General features: G+C 68.6%; 17 protein-coding genes. 6 read left to right on the top strand and 11 right to left on the bottom strand.

Features of this window, described 5'->3' with window-relative positions; genetic code table 11:
* Positions 1-41 precede the first annotated feature (41 nt).
* Together U5918_RS01915 and U5918_RS01910 are read left to right on the top strand one after the other, a co-directional pair.
* Positions 42-1,100 carry a CBS domain-containing protein gene (locus U5918_RS01915; protein WP_335999063.1) on the top strand — a complete coding sequence of 353 codons (1,059 nt, stop codon included), beginning with the start codon at positions 42-44 and terminating at the stop codon, positions 1,098-1,100.
* Between the two features lie 102 nt (positions 1,101-1,202).
* A complete protein-coding gene (locus U5918_RS01910) occupies positions 1,203-1,694 on the top strand; it encodes a pyridoxamine 5'-phosphate oxidase family protein (RefSeq protein ID WP_335999062.1) in 492 nt (163 codons plus the stop codon).
* A 33-nt stretch (positions 1,695-1,727) separates the two neighbouring features.
* Here U5918_RS01910 and U5918_RS01905 read toward each other — a convergent pair whose 3' ends face one another.
* Positions 1,728-2,309 carry a VIT1/CCC1 transporter family protein gene (locus tag U5918_RS01905; protein WP_335999061.1) on the bottom strand — a complete coding sequence of 194 codons (582 nt, stop codon included), beginning with the start codon at positions 2,307-2,309 and terminating at the stop codon, positions 1,728-1,730.
* Positions 2,310-2,311: 2 nt separating this feature from the next.
* Positions 2,312-2,602 carry a DUF211 domain-containing protein gene (locus tag U5918_RS01900; RefSeq protein WP_335999060.1) on the bottom strand — a complete coding sequence of 97 codons (291 nt, stop codon included), beginning with the start codon at positions 2,600-2,602 and terminating at the stop codon, positions 2,312-2,314.
* Between the two features lie 139 nt (positions 2,603-2,741).
* Between U5918_RS01900 and U5918_RS01895 the strand changes: the two genes are divergently transcribed.
* Positions 2,742-3,638: a universal stress protein gene (locus tag U5918_RS01895; RefSeq protein ID WP_335999059.1), complete on the top strand. Its 897-nt coding sequence runs from the start codon at positions 2,742-2,744 to the stop codon at positions 3,636-3,638.
* 4 nt (positions 3,639-3,642) lie between these two features.
* On the opposite strand, the gene U5918_RS01890 is transcribed toward U5918_RS01895, so the two are convergent.
* A complete protein-coding gene (locus U5918_RS01890; protein WP_335999058.1) occupies positions 3,643-4,338 on the bottom strand; it encodes a TVP38/TMEM64 family protein in 696 nt (231 codons plus the stop codon).
* A 138-nt stretch (positions 4,339-4,476) separates the two neighbouring features.
* Here U5918_RS01890 and U5918_RS01885 point away from each other — a divergent pair, with 138 nt between their 5' ends.
* Positions 4,477-7,047 carry a calcium-translocating P-type ATPase, PMCA-type gene (locus tag U5918_RS01885; RefSeq protein WP_335999057.1) on the top strand — a complete coding sequence of 857 codons (2,571 nt, stop codon included), beginning with the start codon at positions 4,477-4,479 and terminating at the stop codon, positions 7,045-7,047.
* 22 nt (positions 7,048-7,069) lie between these two features.
* Here the strand turns inward: U5918_RS01885 and U5918_RS01880 are convergent, their stop codons facing one another.
* Complete coding sequence (locus U5918_RS01880; RefSeq protein WP_335999056.1) at positions 7,070-7,945, bottom strand: universal stress protein; 876 nt, start codon at positions 7,943-7,945, stop codon at positions 7,070-7,072.
* A gap of 51 nt (positions 7,946-7,996) precedes the next feature.
* Entirely contained in the window at positions 7,997-8,446 is a 450-nt protein-coding gene (locus U5918_RS01875) for a pyridoxamine 5'-phosphate oxidase family protein (protein ID WP_335999055.1), read from the bottom strand.
* A gap of 186 nt (positions 8,447-8,632) precedes the next feature.
* Between U5918_RS01875 and U5918_RS01870 the strand changes: the two genes are divergently transcribed.
* Entirely contained in the window at positions 8,633-9,049 is a 417-nt protein-coding gene (locus tag U5918_RS01870) for a hypothetical protein (protein WP_335999054.1), read from the top strand.
* Here the strand turns inward: U5918_RS01870 and U5918_RS01865 are convergent.
* The gene (locus tag U5918_RS01865) at positions 9,046-9,486 is read right to left on the bottom strand and encodes a universal stress protein (protein WP_335999053.1); all 441 of its coding nucleotides are present in this window, start codon (positions 9,484-9,486) and stop codon (positions 9,046-9,048) included. The two genes, U5918_RS01870 and U5918_RS01865, sit on opposite strands and share 4 nt — an antisense overlap.
* A gap of 127 nt (positions 9,487-9,613) precedes the next feature.
* Here U5918_RS01865 and U5918_RS01860 point away from each other — a divergent pair, with 127 nt between their 5' ends.
* Positions 9,614-11,041, top strand: coding sequence for an FAD-binding oxidoreductase (locus U5918_RS01860; RefSeq protein WP_335999052.1), 1,428 nt, complete (start codon positions 9,614-9,616; stop codon positions 11,039-11,041).
* 2 nt (positions 11,042-11,043) lie between these two features.
* On the opposite strand, the gene U5918_RS01855 is transcribed toward U5918_RS01860, so the two are convergent.
* From U5918_RS01855 to U5918_RS01835, 5 genes are all read right to left on the bottom strand, one after another.
* Positions 11,044-11,742, bottom strand: coding sequence for a CDP-alcohol phosphatidyltransferase family protein (locus U5918_RS01855; protein WP_335999051.1), 699 nt, complete (start codon positions 11,740-11,742; stop codon positions 11,044-11,046).
* Between the two features lie 96 nt (positions 11,743-11,838).
* Positions 11,839-12,411: a GNAT family N-acetyltransferase gene (locus U5918_RS01850; RefSeq protein ID WP_335999050.1), complete on the bottom strand. Its 573-nt coding sequence runs from the start codon at positions 12,409-12,411 to the stop codon at positions 11,839-11,841.
* 150 nt (positions 12,412-12,561) lie between these two features.
* Positions 12,562-14,256 (bottom strand): thiamine pyrophosphate-binding protein, encoded by a 1,695-nt coding sequence (locus tag U5918_RS01845; protein WP_335999049.1) that lies wholly within the window; start codon positions 14,254-14,256, stop codon positions 12,562-12,564.
* Positions 14,257-14,355: 99 nt separating this feature from the next.
* Positions 14,356-15,822, bottom strand: a complete 1,467-nt coding sequence (locus tag U5918_RS01840) for an ATP-binding protein (protein ID WP_335999048.1) — start codon at positions 15,820-15,822, stop codon at positions 14,356-14,358.
* Positions 15,823-15,933: 111 nt separating this feature from the next.
* The gene (locus U5918_RS01835; protein WP_335999047.1) at positions 15,934-16,596 is read right to left on the bottom strand and encodes an SdpI family protein; all 663 of its coding nucleotides are present in this window, start codon (positions 16,594-16,596) and stop codon (positions 15,934-15,936) included.

The following is a 16,596-nucleotide window of genomic DNA, read 5'->3' as shown; positions in this document are numbered from 1 at the left end:
GGATGGTACGTAAAGCCCATCGGTTTCCGAGAACTCTTCCGGTGTGTGGAGTTTTCGTAGCGACGGTCGACGGCCGTCGCGCCGCAGGGGCGCTGACCGTCGGGTCGCTTCCCGAGACGGGCATCCAGATGGACGGTACGCTCATGTCCCGCGGCGTGGAGGTCGGGGGCGTGCCCTTCCCGATCCGCGTGCAGGACGTGATGAGCAGCCCCGCCGAGACGGCCCCGCCGGACCTGGCCGCCAGTGACGGCGCGAGCAGGTGTTACGAGGCGTCGATCGGCTCCCTGGTCGTCGTCGCCGAAGGCGAAGTCGTCGGGATCGTCACGAGCGACGACTTCGTCCACCTCCTGGGAGAGGATCCGGACCCCGGAGCGCGGCCGCTCTCGGCGTTCATGTCGAGCGACGTGGTCACGGTCGACGCCAGCGCGACCGTCGGCGACGCCGTCGCGAGGATGTTCGACGCGGACGTCGCTCGACTGGTGGTCCTTGAGGACGACGAGCTCGTCGGCCTCGTCAGTACGGACGACGTGCTCCGGCACGTTCCCCAGGTCCTCCAGCGCAGAGCCTTCACCCGGGCGGAGCCCGGCGGTCACGGCTATCGGTGCCGGCGCGAGACCGCGTACGACCACCCCGACTGGACGGTGACGACCGAGAGCCACTCCGACCGAGGGACGTCGGTCGGCGATCGCGTGACGTTCACGAAGGTGATCGACGAACAGGACGTCAGGACGTTCGCCGCCGCCAGTGGCGACACGAACAGACTCCATCTCGACGACGCCTACGCCCGTGAGACCAGGTTCGGCCGACGGATCGTCCACGGCACGCTCGTGAGCGGGTTGATCAGCGCCGCGCTGGCGCGCCTCCCGGGCGTGACGATCTACCTCTCCCAGGACCTCACGTTTCTGGAACCGGCGGAGATCGGGGAGCGACTCACCGCTGTCTGCGAGATCGTCGACTCGCTCGGCCGGAAGAAGTACCAGCTCACGACCGACGTGGTAGACGAGGGCGGGGAACGGCTCGTCGAAGGCCAGGCCGCCGTCCTGATCGACGAGACGCCCGACGCGGGGCAGGTCACCTTCGAGGCGATCGCCGAGAGCTAGCCATCCCGCAATCGACCGGTACGGAACCCTCCGGAGAGCGCACGGACACGTCACTAGCCGTGAAATGCAGTCAAGGACGCCCGTGCCGTACAGGATTAAAGCATGACAGTCGACGACCTCGGCGACTACGGGATGCACCGGATGACCGACGAGGAAGTGACCGGGTTCCTCTCGAGTCAGAGTCTGGGGACGCTCGGCCTGAACGACGACGGCGCCCCCTACCTGCTCCCGCTGTCGTACGGATTCGACGGGGGCTCGCGCCTCTACTTCTACTTCGTGGTCGGCGAGGAAAGTCGCAAGGCCACCCTGGCCGACCGTGCCGACGGGGCGACCTTCCTGGTCTTCAGCGCCGAGACGTCGTTCAACTGGGAGAGCGTCCTCCTCTCCGGGACGATCCGAAAGCTCCCGGACTCGGAGCGGCCGGACCTGTCGGCGGCCGAGGCTCCCAAGTGGCGTCCGGACCTGTTCGAGTCGGCCAGCGAGACCGAACCCACGCTCGCCTACGAGTTCCGGATCGACGAGTGGTCGGGCGTTCGCCACACCGGCCTCCCGCCCGGACTGGCCGATCCGGGACGCGAGGCGTCTTCCGAGTGAAAACTCGATGGAACCGGCATCCGCTCCCGTCGGTCACCCCGGCAGGAAGATGTTGATGAGGGCGACGACGAGCCCCGCCAGCCCCATCCGCCCCGCGGCGACGTACCACCGCTGCCCGGAGATCGATCCCATGTAGGCTCCGAAGACGCCGAGGACGGAGATCCCGAGTGCGACGGCGATCGCCCCCGCCTCCGCCATCGTGAGGACCGTCCCCTCGAACAGGAACGGGCTCAGCGGAACGAGGACGCCGATCAGCGGTCCCAGTCCGCTCGCTGTGGCGTGGACGAATCTCGCCCCCCGCTGCTGGCGCTCGATGCGCGTGTCGTCCAGGTCGGTAAGCATCGCCCGCTCGATCCGCCTGAGTTCGGCCCTGGTCTCGGCGCGTTCGATCTCCCAGACGCTCCAGACGGCCGAGGTTCCCAGTCCGACGGCCGCGCCGAGGCCGATCTTGATCACCGTCAGCCCGTCGGGGATCCCCGAGAGCACCGCGCCGACGATCACGCCGATGCTGGTCAGCGTCCCGTCGAACCCGTTCGAGACGAAGTACCGGCGGGAGATGGAGAGTACCTCCTCCTTCCCGAGGAGTCGGCCGAGCGCCTCGCGAGCCCCCGCCATCTTTAGCCGTCCTGCAGCGTGCGTCGGTCCTCGATCGCCCGGTCGCCGCAGGCGACCTGATCGACGGAGTGAATCGTTCCCCCGAGCTCGTCCACCGCGTCTTCGACGGCCTCGAACCGCAGATCCGCCCCCTCGACGGTGACCTTCACGTTCTGGACCTCACGGTCGAGTTCGATCAGCGACGCGGTGGCTCCCTCGACCGATTCCAGTTCGGCGAGGTGGTCGGTGAACTCGAGGAGGGGCGGATCGTGCGGTTTCAACACGTCGATGACGAGGCGTCGAGTCGCTGCCATGCCTCCGAGTTCGTCGGTGGCGCCCTTCGTTCTTCGGTTACTCACGCCTCGGCACTGTCGGTGGGGGTCGGCATCGTCCCCGAATCCAGTATCGTGGTTATAAGCGACGCGGCGTGCAAGTGTCGACCGAGACCGACGTATGTACGACACCATCCTCGTGCCGACCGACGGCAGCGATCACGCCGTCAGAGCGGCCGAACACGCCCTGTACCTCGCGGACGCGTTCGACGCAACCGTTCACGTGATCACCGTCGTCGACCTGGAGTCGGCCGCGGGCCCGTTCGCGGCCGGCGGTGTCGACGACGACTTCCTGGAGCGCATCAGAGCGGACGGCCGGGAGACCATCGCGGACCTGGAAGCGGCCATCGGCCCGACCGATCGGCTCCGGACGGCGGTCGTAGAGGGACGCCCGTCCGAAGCGATCCTCGAGTACGCCGGGGAGCACGACGCGGACCTGCTCGCGATGGGGACCCACGGTCGAACCGGCGTCCGCCGCTACGCCTGGGGCAGCGTCACCGAACGCGTCGTCCGCGGGGCCGACCGGCCTGTCCTGACCGTCCGCGACACGGACCGAAGCCGGATCGACGACGGGTACGACGACGTACTGATCCCGACCGACGGGAGCGAGTCGGCGACGGCGGCCGTCGAACACGGCCTCGCCATCGCGGAGACCGCCGACGCGACGGTCCACGCCCTCCACGTCGTCGACGCCGGCGACGGGGTCGGCTCCGGCAGCGTCAGGACGCCGACGGAGTACCTGACCGACCTCGAATCCGCCGGTGAGAAGGCGACCGAGGAGATCGCAACCCGGGCCCGCGACGCGGGCCTCGACGCAGTCAGCGCCGTCCAGCAGGGCCACCCGGCCTCCGGCATCCTGGACTACGTGGACGACGCGGACGTCGACCTGGTAGCGATGGGTACCCAGGGGCGGACCGGGCTCAACCGCTACCTCCTCGGCAGCACCGCCGAACGCGTCCTCAGGCACGCGCCGGTCCCGGTCGTGGCCGTCAACACCCGGGATCGGGGCGAGGACTGACCGGTCACCGGACGTCGAGCCGGTCGAAGATCCGGTCCCGATTGAGGAGGCCCCAGAGGCTCGCCGCGAGCAGGAGACCGACGATCGCGAGCGAGAGGACGACGTTCTCGTCGGCGAGGCTGGCCCCGGAGACGTTGACGAGGACGTAACTCGGTGCGCGACCGACCAGCGCGACGAGGACGAGCTTCCAGAGGTCGATCTCGGTCAGGCCGCCTAGAAGGCAGACCGCGTCGTCGGGGAGGCCGGGGACGAGGAAGACGATGAAGAAGCCCCAGATGCCGCGCCCGGCGACGGTCTCGTCCAGTCGGTCGAGGAGGTCGGAGTCGAGGACCTCCTCGACGAACGGGCGGCCAAAGCGCCGGGAGAGCCAGAAAGCGAGGAAACTCCCGATCGTCAGGCCGAGCAGGCTGTAGACCGACCCCCAGAAACCGCCGAAGAGGTAGCCGCTGACGAAGCCGGTCAGCTGGCCGGGGATCGGCGCGACGACGACCTGCACGATCTGTATCAGGACGAAGACGAGCGGCGCGAAGACCCCGAACCCGGCGACGAACTCCCGCATGGCCGACGCGTCGGTGAGGAACGGCGCGACCCTGCGCAACGCGAAGAGCAGACCGGCGATACAGACCAGGGCGACGACGGTGGTCACGAGGAATCGCCGACGGGCGGCTCGCGATTCGAAGACCGTCACGGCTGACCACACGATACCGACCTGTCACGTCCGTCGAATGGAAAGCGTTCCGGTTCGCTCGGATTCGGACGGGTTCAGGGAGCCACGACCCGATAGCCGGCACCCGTCGGATCGTTAACTTACAAGCGGCTGGCGACGAATCCACCATCAGTGGGAACGCGTTCGCACAGTCGTGAGCCCGAAGCGGTCGTCGCCGATCTCGACACGGAGCCGTCGGGGCTGTCGAGCGACGAGGCACGGCGACGGCTCGACGAACACGGGCCGAACGAGTTCGCGCGGGTGGCCGGCCGGTCGCGGCTCGACATCTTCGTCGCGCAGTTCGACAGCGTCCTCATCTGGGTGCTGATCGCCGCCGCGGCCCTCTCGCTGTGGGCCGGCCACGCCGTCGACGCCGTCTTGATCGCGGTCATCGTCGTCGCCAACGGCCTGTTCGGCTTCGTGCAGGACTACCGGGCCGAGCAGAGTCTGGAGTCGCTGCGGGAACTGACCGCGCCGACGGCGACGGTCCGACGCGACGGGGACCCGATCGAGCTACCGGCCACCGAACTCGTCCCCGGCGACGTCGTCGAGCTGGCCGACGGGGACGTCGTCCCGGCCGACAGCCGCGTCATTGACCAGACGGCCCTCGAGATCGACGAGGCCGCGCTGACGGGCGAGAGCGTCCCGGTGGGGAAGACGACGACGCCGGTCGACCCGGAGACGCCGCTGGCCGAGCGGACGTCGATGGCGTACAAGGGGACGAACGTCACCCGGGGCCACGGGGCGCTCGTCGTCACCGGGACCGGCGACGACACCGAGATGGGTGCCATCGCGGATCAGCTCGCGGCCACCGAGGAGACGGACACGCCGCTCCAGCGCGAACTCGACGTGCTCGGGCGGAACCTCGGCCTCGGCGTCGTCGCCCTCGCGGCGCTCGTGATCCCGTTGCTCGCCCTCCGGGGGACGCCGCTGATCGAGACGGGGCTGACGGCGGTGTCGCTCGCGGTCGCCGCCGTCCCCGAGGGGCTGCCGGCGGTCGTGACGCTGACGCTCGCCCTGGGCGTCCGGAGCATGGCTGACGAGAACGCCCTCGTTCGCAGCCTGCCAGCCGTCGAGGCGCTCGGCTCCGTCGACGTCATCTGCACGGACAAGACCGGCACGCTCACCGAGGGTCGCATGACCGTCTCGAAGCTCTGGGTGAACGACGCCGTCGTCGACGTCTCGGACGACGACGCGGCGGACCCGGCCGATCGGGTGGACCTCCTCTACCGGGCCGGCGCGCTCTGTAACGACGCGACGACCGAGGAGGGCGATCCGACCGAGCAGGCGCTCGTCGCGGCGGCCCAGGACGCCGGGTACGACGTGGCGACGCTCCGCGAGGAGAACCCGCGGACCGACGAAGTCCCGTTCTCCTCGGAGCGCAAGTGGATGGGGACGGTCCACGGCGAGCGCGCGTACGTAAAGGGCGCACCCGAAGTCGTCCTCGAGAACGCGTCGCGGGTGCTCACCGAGGACGGGATCGTCGAACTGACCGACGAGGCGGCTGCACGAATCGAATCGCAGACGACGGCCTTCGCCGACGACGCGCTCCGGGTGCTGGCGGTCGGGTACACGGACGACCCCGACGGGATGGAGGACGACCTGGTGTTCGTCGGCCTCGTGGGGATGATCGACCCGGCCCGTGAGGAGGTCGCCGACGCGGTCGCCGCGACCCGCAGGGCGGGCATCGACCTGAAGATGATCACGGGCGACAACGTCCGGACTGCGGCCGCCATCGCCGGGGACCTCGGGATGGGGTCGTCGGTGATGGAAGGCGCCGAGGTCGAGGCCATGGACGACGCGGCGCTCCGGGAGGCCGTCGAGTCGGTCGACGTGTTCGCCCGGACCTCGCCCGAGCACAAAGTGCGGATCCTCCGTGCGCTACAGGACAACGGCCACGTCGTCGCGATGACGGGCGACGGGGTCAACGACGCGCCGGCGCTGAAAAACGCCGACGTCGGCGTGGCGATGGGCGTCCGCGGGACCGACGTGGCGAAACAGGCCAGCGACGTCGTCCTGCTCGACGACAACTACACCACCATCGAGCGAGCGGTCGAGCGGGGGCGCGCAATCTTCGACAACGTCTGGAAGTTCGTGGCGTACCTGCTCTCGGCCAACATCGCCGAGGTGGCGATCGTGTTCATCGCGTCGCTCTTTGGCTACCTGATCCTGCCGGCCGTCCAGTTGCTCTGGATCAACTTGCTGACCGACGGGCTCCCCGCGCTGGCGCTCGGGGCGGACCCCGAGAGCGGGGACGTGATGGCCCGGCAGCCCCGCGACCCCGATCGCGGGATCGTCGACCGGGACATGCTGGCGTTGATCGGCGGGACCGGCACGGTGACGACCGCCGTCATGCTCGGCCTGATGGGGTACACCCTTGCGGGGGCGGCCGCCGTCACGCCGTACGCGCTGACGATGGTGTTCACCGGCTTCGTGCTCCTTGAGTTCGAGAAGCTGTACGTCATCCGGTGGCTGCGCGAGACGCCGACGCTCTCGAACCGCTGGCTCGCGGCCGCCGTGGCCGGCTCGCTGGCGCTCCAACTGGCGGTGCTGTACACCCCGCTGAACCGGTTTTTCGGCACCGTCCCGCTCGGGCTGACCGACTGGGCCATCCTGCTCGGCGTCCTCGCCGTGTGTCTGCCCTTCTATCTGCTCGTCGCCGGCTGGATCCGTCGACGCAGGGCGGCTGCGGCCGCCGCCTGACGTCGTGCGTTTCGTCGTGACCTCATTCGGCCGTCGACTGCCCGGTCAGCAACACGGGGACAGGTGACGTTCTGACGAGTTTCGACGTGACGCCGCCCCAGAGAAAGCGGCCGAACTCCGAGTCATCGTCGACGCCCAGGACGACGAGGTCGACGCCGGGCTCCTCGACGAACGACCGGATCTCCCGGTAGGGTTGCCCGTGCTCGGTCGCCGTCTCGACTGTCTCGACACCGGCGGCGACCGCCTGCTCGCGGGCTTGCTCGAGGACCTCCTCGGCGGCCGCCGTGAGCCGCTCCGAGGTGCCTGCCGAGCGGACGTCCGGTCCCAGTGACGCCCCCTCGACGACGGTCAGGAGATGCAGCGTCGCGCCCGTGCCTGTCGCGACCGCGCTCCCGGCCGACACGCCTCGATCACCTGCAGTGGTCCCGTCCGTCGGGACCAGCACGCGCTCGAAGGGGTAGGCGAACTCGCGGTCGGCGTCGGGGTTGAGCACGAGGACGGGGACCGGCGTCGACGAGATCACTCGTTCCGTGACGCTCCCGAGGAGCACCCGTTCCAGTCCGCTGCGGCCCTTGGTGGGCATGACGACCAGGTCCACGTCGTACTCCGAGGCGTAGTCCGCGATGGTCGCCGAGGGGTCGCCCTGGAGGACGGCCGTCCGCACGGTGACGCCACGCTCGTCGGCTCGCTCTTCGACGGCCTCGACGATCCGCTCCCCCTCACTGACGAGGGCGTCGACCACTTCCCCCTGCACGTTCGTCACGCTGTCTCTGGCGGTGTCGGCCACGTTGAGCACGTCGACGGTCGCGTCGTGTGCGGCCGCGATCTCGAAGGTCGCATCTTCGGCCGCGATCGCGGCGTCGCTCCCGTCGGTCGGCAGCAAGATCCGATCGTACATACCGGGTAATGATCCGGGACGGTAATAGAAGAACGGGTGACTCGCCGTCGGTCACTCCCGCGCAGCCGACGCCTTCCGGCCGTGTAGCTGCTCGGGGTCGAGCCTGTAGAACTCGAACTCGACGACCCGGATCGGCCTGTCGAAGATGTCGACGTAGGGGATGTCCACGCGCTGCAGCTCCTCGAGCGCCGCTGTCCCGATCGCCGCGTCGTTCGTTCGTTCGAGCTGCCCGCTCGCGACGACGCTCTTCCACCCCTCGTCGGTCTCGCCGTGGACGACGAACGAGACCGGCTTCTCGTCGACCGACTCCTTCTCTTCGCCCTGCGATTTCGCGAGTCGGAAGAAAAACACCGTGTCGACCGCGTCGTACCCGTAGGAGACGGGGATCGAGTGCGGTGCCGTCCCCGGACCAGTCTCGACGGAGACGACGCCGGTGCCGCCGTTCCCGAGGAACGCGTCTCGCTCGGCCGCGTCCATCTCGATCGCAGTCGGGTCGCTCATACAGCGAATACGGGAACCAGCGTCAAAAACACGCCCCCCACACGTCAGCCAGATCGGAATCCGAGTGACGAGTCGGTGATTGCCGGAGTTGTCGAGGCCGACTGCTGGAGACGGCCGAGTCCCCGGACGACCGCCGGCGCGCGCCGACCGACCGAATTTTGTGCCGTCCCCTCGCTTCATCGGACGATGCTGGGTCTGGACCGGTCGAAGTCGCTGTCCGCGGTGCTCGTCCTGGCGGCCGCCGGGACGGTCGTCCTGCACCTGACGCTGATCCCGCGATACTTCCCGGATCGGTTGCTCCGGCTCCTGCCAGCGCTGTTCGCTGGGTGGGGGACGTTCACGCTGGTCTTCTACGTCGTCGGTCGCCTCGTGACGCCGCCAGCGGGGCTGCCGAACATGCGAACTATCGATTACGGCGCCGGACTCGTCGTGCTCTCGCTCCTGCTGAGCGGACTGCTCTTCGGGATCGGGTTCTCGATCCGATCCGTCACCGAACTCCACCTCGCCCTCGCGCCGGGGCTGTACGTCGGTCTCGCGCTCGTCGGCTGGGGATTCGGCCGCCGAACCGCGGTCACCAACCGAATCGCGTCGGGAAGCGCCTAGTCGTCCGTCTCCGCCCGGCAGACGAGGACCTCGGGGTCGCCGTTCCGGACGACGAAGTCCGCGACGCTCCCGAGCGCCATCCGTTTCACGCCGCCCCGTCCGCGGGTTCCCATGACGATCAGATCGGCGTCGATGGCCGCCGCGTGGTCGACGATCTCGTTTTTCACCGGTCCGGTCAGCACGGTGCCGGTCACGTCGACGTTCGCCGCCTCGGCGCGCTCGACGACCCTCGCGACGGCGTCTTCCGCGAGCCCGGTGATCGCGTCGCTGGGGTCGTCGGCTTCACCGGGGAGGCGCACGTCGCCCCACGGTCCCGTGTCGGCGACCGAGACGACGTGGACCGTGGCGTCGTGAACGTCGGCGAGTTCGATCGCCGTCGCCGCCGCGTTCTCGGCGTCGTCGCTCCCATCGGTCGGCACCAGAATCGTCTCGAACATACTGGTCTACTCGACGGCGGTCTCCTTTACCTGTTTGCCCTGTGACCGACCGCCCGGGCCCGGCCGGGGACGGCCGCCCGCGTCGTGACGGCGTGGATTTAAGCCGACCCGGACGGGGATGTAGGACATGCCACACGACTGTTCGTTCCTGACGGACGTCCTCCCCGAGGAGCAGGTGTCGTTCGGGGACTCGGACCGGGACAACCACGCCGGCGACTGGGCCTCGGACGCGGCGGGCACGAGCGTCACACCAGACGCCGTCGTCTGGCCCGAATCCACCGAGGACGTCTCGGCGGTTCTCTCCGCCGCCAACGAACGCGGCGTACCCGTAACTCCCTACGCCGCAGGCACGAGCCTGGAGGGGAACCCCGTCCCCGAGTACGAGGGGGTCAGCATGGACGTGACCCGGATGAACGACGTGCTCGACGTCCGGCCCGAGGACTTCCAGATCGACGTCCAGCCGGGGGTGATGGGGACGGTCGTGGACGAGGAAGCCGCGAGCCACGGTCTCTTCTTCCCGCCGTTGCCCTCCTCGGGCGACATCTCGACCATCGGCGGGATGATCGCGAACGACGCGAGCGGGATGCAGACCGTCAAGTACGGCGAAGTCGCGGACTGGGTGCTCGAACTGGAGGCGGTGCTCGCCGACGGCTCCGTGATAACCGCCGGCTCGAAGGCCGTCAAGACCTCGAGCGGCTACAATCTCAAGGAACTGCTCGTCGGCAGCGAGGGCACCCTGGCGGTCGTGACGCGGGCGACCCTGGAACTGGAGGGCAGACCGCAGCAGATCCGCGGCGGCCGCGCGGTCTTTCCCGCCCTCGACGACGCCGCGGAGGCGGTCATGGACGCCGTCCAGTCGGGCGTCGACGTGGCCAAGATCGAACTCGTCGACGACGTGAGCGCGGAGATAGCCGCCGCCTACGCCGACGGCGACGCAGACATCCCCGCGGACCCGATGGTCTTCCTCGAGTTCCACGCCAACCACGGCATCGACGAGGAGATCGACTACTGTCGGTCGATCTTCGAGGGCCACGACGTCGAGCGCTTCGAGATGGCCGACGAGGAGGAAATGGACGGCCTCTGGAAGGCCCGCCGCGAACTCGCCTTCGCGATCCAGGTCTGGGACCCCGACCTCCAGCCGCTCCACCCCGGCGACGTGACGGTCCCGATCAGCAAACTCCCCGAGATCATCCGCTTCGCGAAGGACCGGGGGGCCGAAGACGACATCGTGGTGCCCTGCTTCGGCCACGCCGGCGACGGCAACGTCCACTACTCGGTGATGGTGAATCTGAACGACCCCGAAACGATCGCGACTGGCGAGGCGGTCTACACCGACATCGTCGAGCGGGCCATCGAGATGGGTGGGACTTGCACCGGCGAACACGGCGTCGGCCGCGGGAAGCGGAAGTACCTGGTCGGCGAACACGGCGAGGAGAGCGTCGAGGCGATGCGCGCGATCAAGCGCGCGCTCGATCCGAAGGACACGCTGAACCCGGGGAAGATCTTTCCGGAGACGGCGAAGGGTGAGCGAGTTCGGGCGGAGAGCGACGACTGACCTCAGAAACCGAGCCCGAACTCGAGGACGAGCGCGAGGCCGACGAGCAGGAGGGCGAGCAGGGCGACGACGGTGTGGCTGCTCGCGGTCTTGTAACTCCGGTAGTTCGAGATCATCAGCGGCGCGGCGAGGAGGATCGAGGCGGCGGCCAGCCAGCCGTTCCAGAACCCGACGAATGCCGCGAGGAAGTAGTTCGCGACGACGAGCACGTTGACGTGGACGACGGTGATCCCGCGGTAGTAGCTGGTCCCGTCGTCGTCTTCGAGGCCCTCGCTGGCGAAGCGAACGAGTCGCAGGAGGCCGAAGGCCAGCACGACGAACCCCACCACGACGCTGAGGGAAGTGTGCGGTGACAGGACGAAGTGATAGAGGGCCACGGCCGGCACCAGGTAGGTGAACACGTCGATGAAGGCGTCGATGTGCCGGCCCATCGTCGTCGGCTCGCCGAACGTCCGGGCGTAGAACCCGTCGAGTTTGTCGAACGCGAACGCGACGAGCATCGTGACCAGCGCCCAGTTGGGCTCGCCCGACACGACGAGTATCGTCGCCGTCCAGCCGAAAAACAGCGCGACCAGGCTGATGTAGTCCGCGATCCCGAGTCTGAACAGCAGGTACTCCTCGTCTCCCGACGGCTTCCGCCTGTCGACCCGACGCCGAACGTCCCGCACCGCGGCCCGAACGTGGTTTTTCTCGTCGGCCATGACCCCTTCCCCTTAGTTGTGGCTCGCTGACATCGACAATAAAAGTAACTATAGGTGAAATGTAGGTCTCGTGAGGCCCCCGTTCGGGGGCGTCTCTCACAGCTCGCGGGAGCTCCGGCGCTCGAACCCGAACAGGCGGTAGTAGTTCACACGCTCGTTCGGCTCGAACCCGTTGGCCGCGAACACTCGCTTGGAGGGGGTGTTGTCCATCGCGACGAGCGCACTGGCCCGTTCAGCCCCCTGTGACGCCGCCTCGCGCAGGCCGCGGGTGACGAGCGCTGTCGCGATCCCCCGGTTCCGGGCGTCCGGGTCGACGTAGAGCCGCCAGAGGTACGCGCCGTCGAACAGCCGCTCGGCATCTAGCGCCTCGACGTACACCGGCCGGTTGTGGCTCACGAAGAGGTACCCGAGCAGGTCGTCGCCGTCGCGGGCGGTCACCACCCGATCGATCGGCGCGGGTTCGACGAACGTGTCGGCCTCGGTCCGGTCGAGGTCGCCGGCGCGCTGGCAGTCCAGTTCGACCCCCGCCGGCGCCGTCGGTTCCGGGACCGCGTCGAGGTCGCGGACGTACTGATCCATCTTGGCGGCGGTGATCCCGAGTTCGGCGAGGGCATCGTAGGCCCGCTGGGCGTGCTCGCTGCGGGTCACGCGGACGAGCGGGTTCTTCACGGAACCACCCCTGCACCCTCCGATCGCGCGTCGGTGTCGACGAAGGCACCGACGGAGACGGCCGCGGTCACTACCCGGCGGAACCGCGCGCCGCGATAAATATCCGTCGAACCGACACGTTTGCGACCGACCGGGGGGCCGCGATGCCGGTCAGTCGTGGACGAAGACGTCCAGCACGTCGGGGCCGTCCCGTTCGAGTGCGGCCTCGAAGGTGTCGGCGATCTCGTCGGCCGTCTCGACGCGATGGCCGCGTGCGCCGTGACTCTCGGCGTTTTTCACCAGGTCCACGGGCGGCTCGAAGTCCATCCCCACGTAGTCGTAGTCCTCGTCGGTCCCGCCGAAGATGTTGATCGTGTTGTCCTTCAGGATGCGGTAGTTGCGGTTGTCCGGGATCACGACGGTCAGATCGAGGTCGTGTCGCGCCGCCGTGTACATCGAGTGGGGGTAGTAGAGGTAGGAGCCGTCGCCGACGTAGCCCACCACGTCGCGGGGATCGTCGCGCATCGACTCGGCCAGGGCCGCGCCGATGGAGGCCGGCAGGCCGTACCCCAGGCCGCCGCCCTTGTTCGAGATCATCTGCTGGGCCTCCATCTCCCAGCGGATCAGGAGGGGGTACTTCGCGGTGACGCCCTCGTCGACGACGTAGGCGTCCGGCGCGGTCTCCTTGAGCGCGTCGACGAGTTCCGCCTTCGAGGCGCGGTCGTCGCCCTCCGGCTTGTCGTCCTCGCTCATCGACTGGATCGTGCCGGCCAGCGACTGCTTCGTCGTCTCGACGGACTGGATCCGGCGGTCGCGCTCGTCGTCGTCGAGGCGGGCCTCGAGGCGTTCGGCCAGTTGCTCCATCACCAGGCCGGGGTCGCCGACGACGGCGGCCTGGACCGGGTGGTTCTTCCCGACCTCCCAGGCGTCGTCCGAGATGGAGATGCAGGTCGTGTCGCTGTCGACGAGGGCGTCCTCGTGGTTCAGCAGGGTCGTGTGGGTCGAGGTGCCGACGAACACCAGCGTGTCGGTGTCCATCAGCATACTCGCGAGCCCCTCGTTCGGCGGGATGTGGGAGATCCACTGCGGGTGCTCGCCGGGGAAGTTCACCTCGCAGGCCAGGATCTCGGCGTGGACGCGCGCGCCGGCGGCCTCGGCGAAGTCGACGGCCGAGTCGACGGCGTCGGCCCCCGAGCGGGCGACGTGGTCACCGAGGATCAGCACCGGGTTGTCGGCCTCGACGAGGAGGTCGGTCGCCCGCTCGATCTGTGCGGCGTCGCCCCGGCCGGCGTTCGGGATCGGACCCAGCGGCTCGATGGCGTCCGGATCTGTCTCGGAGAGCATGACGTCCTGCGGGAGCGCGAGGAACACGGGGCCGGTCGGTGGCGTCAGCGCGACGCGGAAAGCCCGGCGGAGCATCGTCGGGAGCGCACTCACGTCGAGGACTTCGTCGGACCACTTCGTGAACTGGTCGACGAGTTCCTCCAGTTCGCCGTGGAGCAGCGGTTCCTCGTGGCGGAAGTCCCGCTCGTGGTTACCCGCGGTGATGACCAGCGGCGTCCCGGCGAACTTGGATGCGTACGTGTTGCCGGTCCCGTGCGCCAGGCCCGGTGTGATGTGGAGGTTGACGACGCCCGCCGGCATGACGTTCGGGTCGTCCTCGGCGTGATAGCGGCGCGTACTGGCGTAGCCCGAGGCCATCCCGACCGCGATGTCCTCGTGCAGGCCGAGCACGTACTCGAGGTCGCTCCGGCTGATGGCTTCGAGCACCGGCAGTTCGGTCGTCCCGGGGTTGCCGAAGACGTGCTCGACGCCGTACTGCTCCAGCGCGTCGACGAACAGGTCCGAGCCCGTGTACGATGTCATGGGGATACTGTCTCTCCGGCGGGCACCCCCAAAATAGTTAACCTCCGCCGATTTCGCGCCGCCGACTGGTCGGTCAGCCGGTCGGTTCCCGAAACAGTGTTAATCGGTCCGATCGCGGTCGGCCTCGGCTTTCCGTAACTCGACCCTGAACGCGGCGCCGCGGGCGTCGTCGGACGCCGTCGGCCCGAGGCCGACCTCGGCGCGGTCCTCGACCCAGACGCGGCCCCCGTACTCGCTGAGCAGTCGGTCGACGAGGTACAGGCCCATCCCCGTCCCGGGGCTCTCGATCCCCATCTCGCCCTTGCCGAAGATTTCGTCTTCCCGGTCGTCGGGGATGCCGGGGCCGTCGTCGGCGACGGTGAGAGTCACGCTCTCGTCGGTCTCCTCGACGGTGACCCAGACATTCGGGTCGGCGGCGTCGTTGTGACGCACGGCGTTGTTCAGGAGGTTGCCCACGACCGAGGTGAGCAGTTCGTTCGCGGCGACCGCCACGTCGGGAACCTCGCCCAGGACCGTGATCGTCGCGCTGTCGTCGACCGACCGTCGCTTCTCGATCTCCGTGTCGAGCAGTGGGGCGAGCGCGATGGGTTCGAGGTCGAAAGACTCCCCGTGGGCGATCGAATCGACCAGGTCGCCGACGACGTCGGTCAGTTCCGCGATGTGGTAGCTGGTCTTCTCGATTCGGTCGAGGTACTCGCGCGGGCGACCCTCGGCGTCCTGTTTCGCCACCTCGGACCAGCCGATCAGCAGCTGGACGTCGTTGTTGATGTCGTGGCGCACCAGTCGATTGATGACCGAGAGCTCCTCGGTCGTGGCTTCGAGTTCGCCCTCACGACGCTTCTGCTGGGTGATGTCCCGGGAGATGAGCTGGAACGAGTCGTTCCCGCTCCCCCGGTCGACGGGGACCGCGATGTTGTGAAAGCGGCGGACGCCGATGCCGTCCTGAAACGTGACGGCGCTGCCGGACGTGATCGCTCGCTCGCCCTCCTCGATTCGTCCCGACGCGACCGCCTCGGGGAGCACCGCCGTGAGGTGCTTGCCGACCAGTTCCGACGCCTCACTGCCGAATGACCTCGCTGCGGCCGCGTTCGCCGCGGCGATTCGGCCGTCGGTGTCGACGTTGAGAATCACGTCGGGCGTGTTGTCGACGAGCAGTTCGTACCGCTGGCCGGCCCGTTGCTGGGCGACGACGTTCCGGATCCGGTTCGCCAGGAGTTCGAGGTGTTCCTGGGCGGCGATCTCGTCTTTCCTGAAGTACTCGTCGACGCCGGCGCTCATCGCGTTACTCGCGACCGTCTCGTCGCCCGCCCCGGTCACCATGACGAACGGGATGCCGTAGCGCTCCTCGACCTGCCGGTACAGTTCGAGCCCGCTCATCTCCGGCATCTCGTAGTCGCTCACGACGCAGTCGACCGAGTGCTCCGAGAGCACGGCCAGCGCCGCTTTCCCGCTGTTTGCGGTCCTGGTCCTGATCCCGTGGTCCGTCTCGAGTTTGTCCGCCGTCACGTTCGCGAAGAAGTCGCTATCGTCGACGACGAGGACGTCGAGCCCATCCGACGCGTGCATGGATACGGTACGGAGGTGCCGAAAAAGTATCCGTCGCCTGGAAATCAACATTGATACCTCGAAGGCGCCAGGCGCTTCGCGGTCGGGACCGCCAGCGGCGGGCCTGTACCCTCAGACAGTCGTCCCGTCCTCTGGGCCCGGGCGCTGTCGGTACAGATAGTTGGAGTAGCCCGTCAACGCTGCCGCCGACGCCAGCAGCGGGCCGACGATCACGTAGACGGCGTACTCGGGAACGACGGCGCCGAGGAAGGCGACGGCTCCCGAGAGTTTGAACAGCGTCGCTCCCCGGTCGTGAGTGCGCTCCCAGACCGTCTCGTCGGCGAGCGTCCACGGCGTCCGGATCCCGACGACCCAGTTCGGCTGCGTCTGGGGCAGGACGACTCCGACGGCGTAGACGAGGCAGCCGACGCAGATGGAGACGATCGAGACGACGGGAACCTCGTGGCCCAGGTTGATGCCCAGGACCGCGACGTGGACGACGGCCAGGAACGCGGTCAGGACGACGACGAAGGCGTCGTAGACGGCGCGGAACGACGCGTCCTGCTCGGCCGACGGATCGAGCCGCGGCGCGACGAACAGGAGCGCGACGACGCCCGCCGTCAGCAACGGGAGGAAGAACTGGCCTAGCAGCTTCGGCATCGTCCCGTCCGGGGTGCCGCTCGCGTCCCAGTGGGTCACCATGGTCTCGGGTAACTCGGGGCCGACCAGCAGGCTCAGGGCGGCCATGCCGGCCACCAGCAGGCCGGCGAGGCCGGCGGCGGTTCGCGTTCGCAT

Origin of the sequence: Halorientalis sp. LT38 (assembly GCF_037031225.1) — an archaeon.
GTDB lineage: Archaea > Halobacteriota > Halobacteria > Halobacteriales > Haloarculaceae > Halorientalis > Halorientalis halophila.
This window is presented reverse-complemented; position numbering and strand designations above follow the sequence as displayed.

Excerpts from the sequence above, each read along its gene's own strand:
- U5918_RS01910 (WP_335999062.1), top strand. The coding sequence starts at position 1,203 with ATGACAGTCGACGACCTCGGCGACTACGGGATGCACCGGATGACCGAC.
- U5918_RS01905 (WP_335999061.1), bottom strand. The coding sequence starts at position 2,309 with ATGGCGGGGGCTCGCGAGGCGCTCGGCCGACTCCTCGGGAAGGAGGAG.
- U5918_RS01900 (WP_335999060.1), bottom strand. The coding sequence starts at position 2,602 with ATGGCAGCGACTCGACGCCTCGTCATCGACGTGTTGAAACCGCACGAT.
- U5918_RS01895 (WP_335999059.1), top strand. The coding sequence starts at position 2,742 with ATGTACGACACCATCCTCGTGCCGACCGACGGCAGCGATCACGCCGTC.
- U5918_RS01880 (WP_335999056.1), bottom strand. The coding sequence starts at position 7,945 with ATGTACGATCGGATCTTGCTGCCGACCGACGGGAGCGACGCCGCGATC.
- U5918_RS01875 (WP_335999055.1), bottom strand. The coding sequence starts at position 8,446 with ATGAGCGACCCGACTGCGATCGAGATGGACGCGGCCGAGCGAGACGCG.
- U5918_RS01870 (WP_335999054.1), top strand. The coding sequence starts at position 8,633 with ATGCTGGGTCTGGACCGGTCGAAGTCGCTGTCCGCGGTGCTCGTCCTG.
- U5918_RS01865 (WP_335999053.1), bottom strand. The coding sequence starts at position 9,486 with ATGTTCGAGACGATTCTGGTGCCGACCGATGGGAGCGACGACGCCGAG.
- U5918_RS01860 (WP_335999052.1), top strand. The coding sequence starts at position 9,614 with ATGCCACACGACTGTTCGTTCCTGACGGACGTCCTCCCCGAGGAGCAG.
- U5918_RS01855 (WP_335999051.1), bottom strand. The coding sequence starts at position 11,742 with ATGGCCGACGAGAAAAACCACGTTCGGGCCGCGGTGCGGGACGTTCGG.
- U5918_RS01845 (WP_335999049.1), bottom strand. The coding sequence starts at position 14,256 with ATGACATCGTACACGGGCTCGGACCTGTTCGTCGACGCGCTGGAGCAG.
- U5918_RS01840 (WP_335999048.1), bottom strand. The coding sequence starts at position 15,822 with ATGCACGCGTCGGATGGGCTCGACGTCCTCGTCGTCGACGATAGCGAC.
- U5918_RS01835 (WP_335999047.1), bottom strand. The coding sequence starts at position 16,596 with ATGCGAACGCGAACCGCCGCCGGCCTCGCCGGCCTGCTGGTGGCCGGC.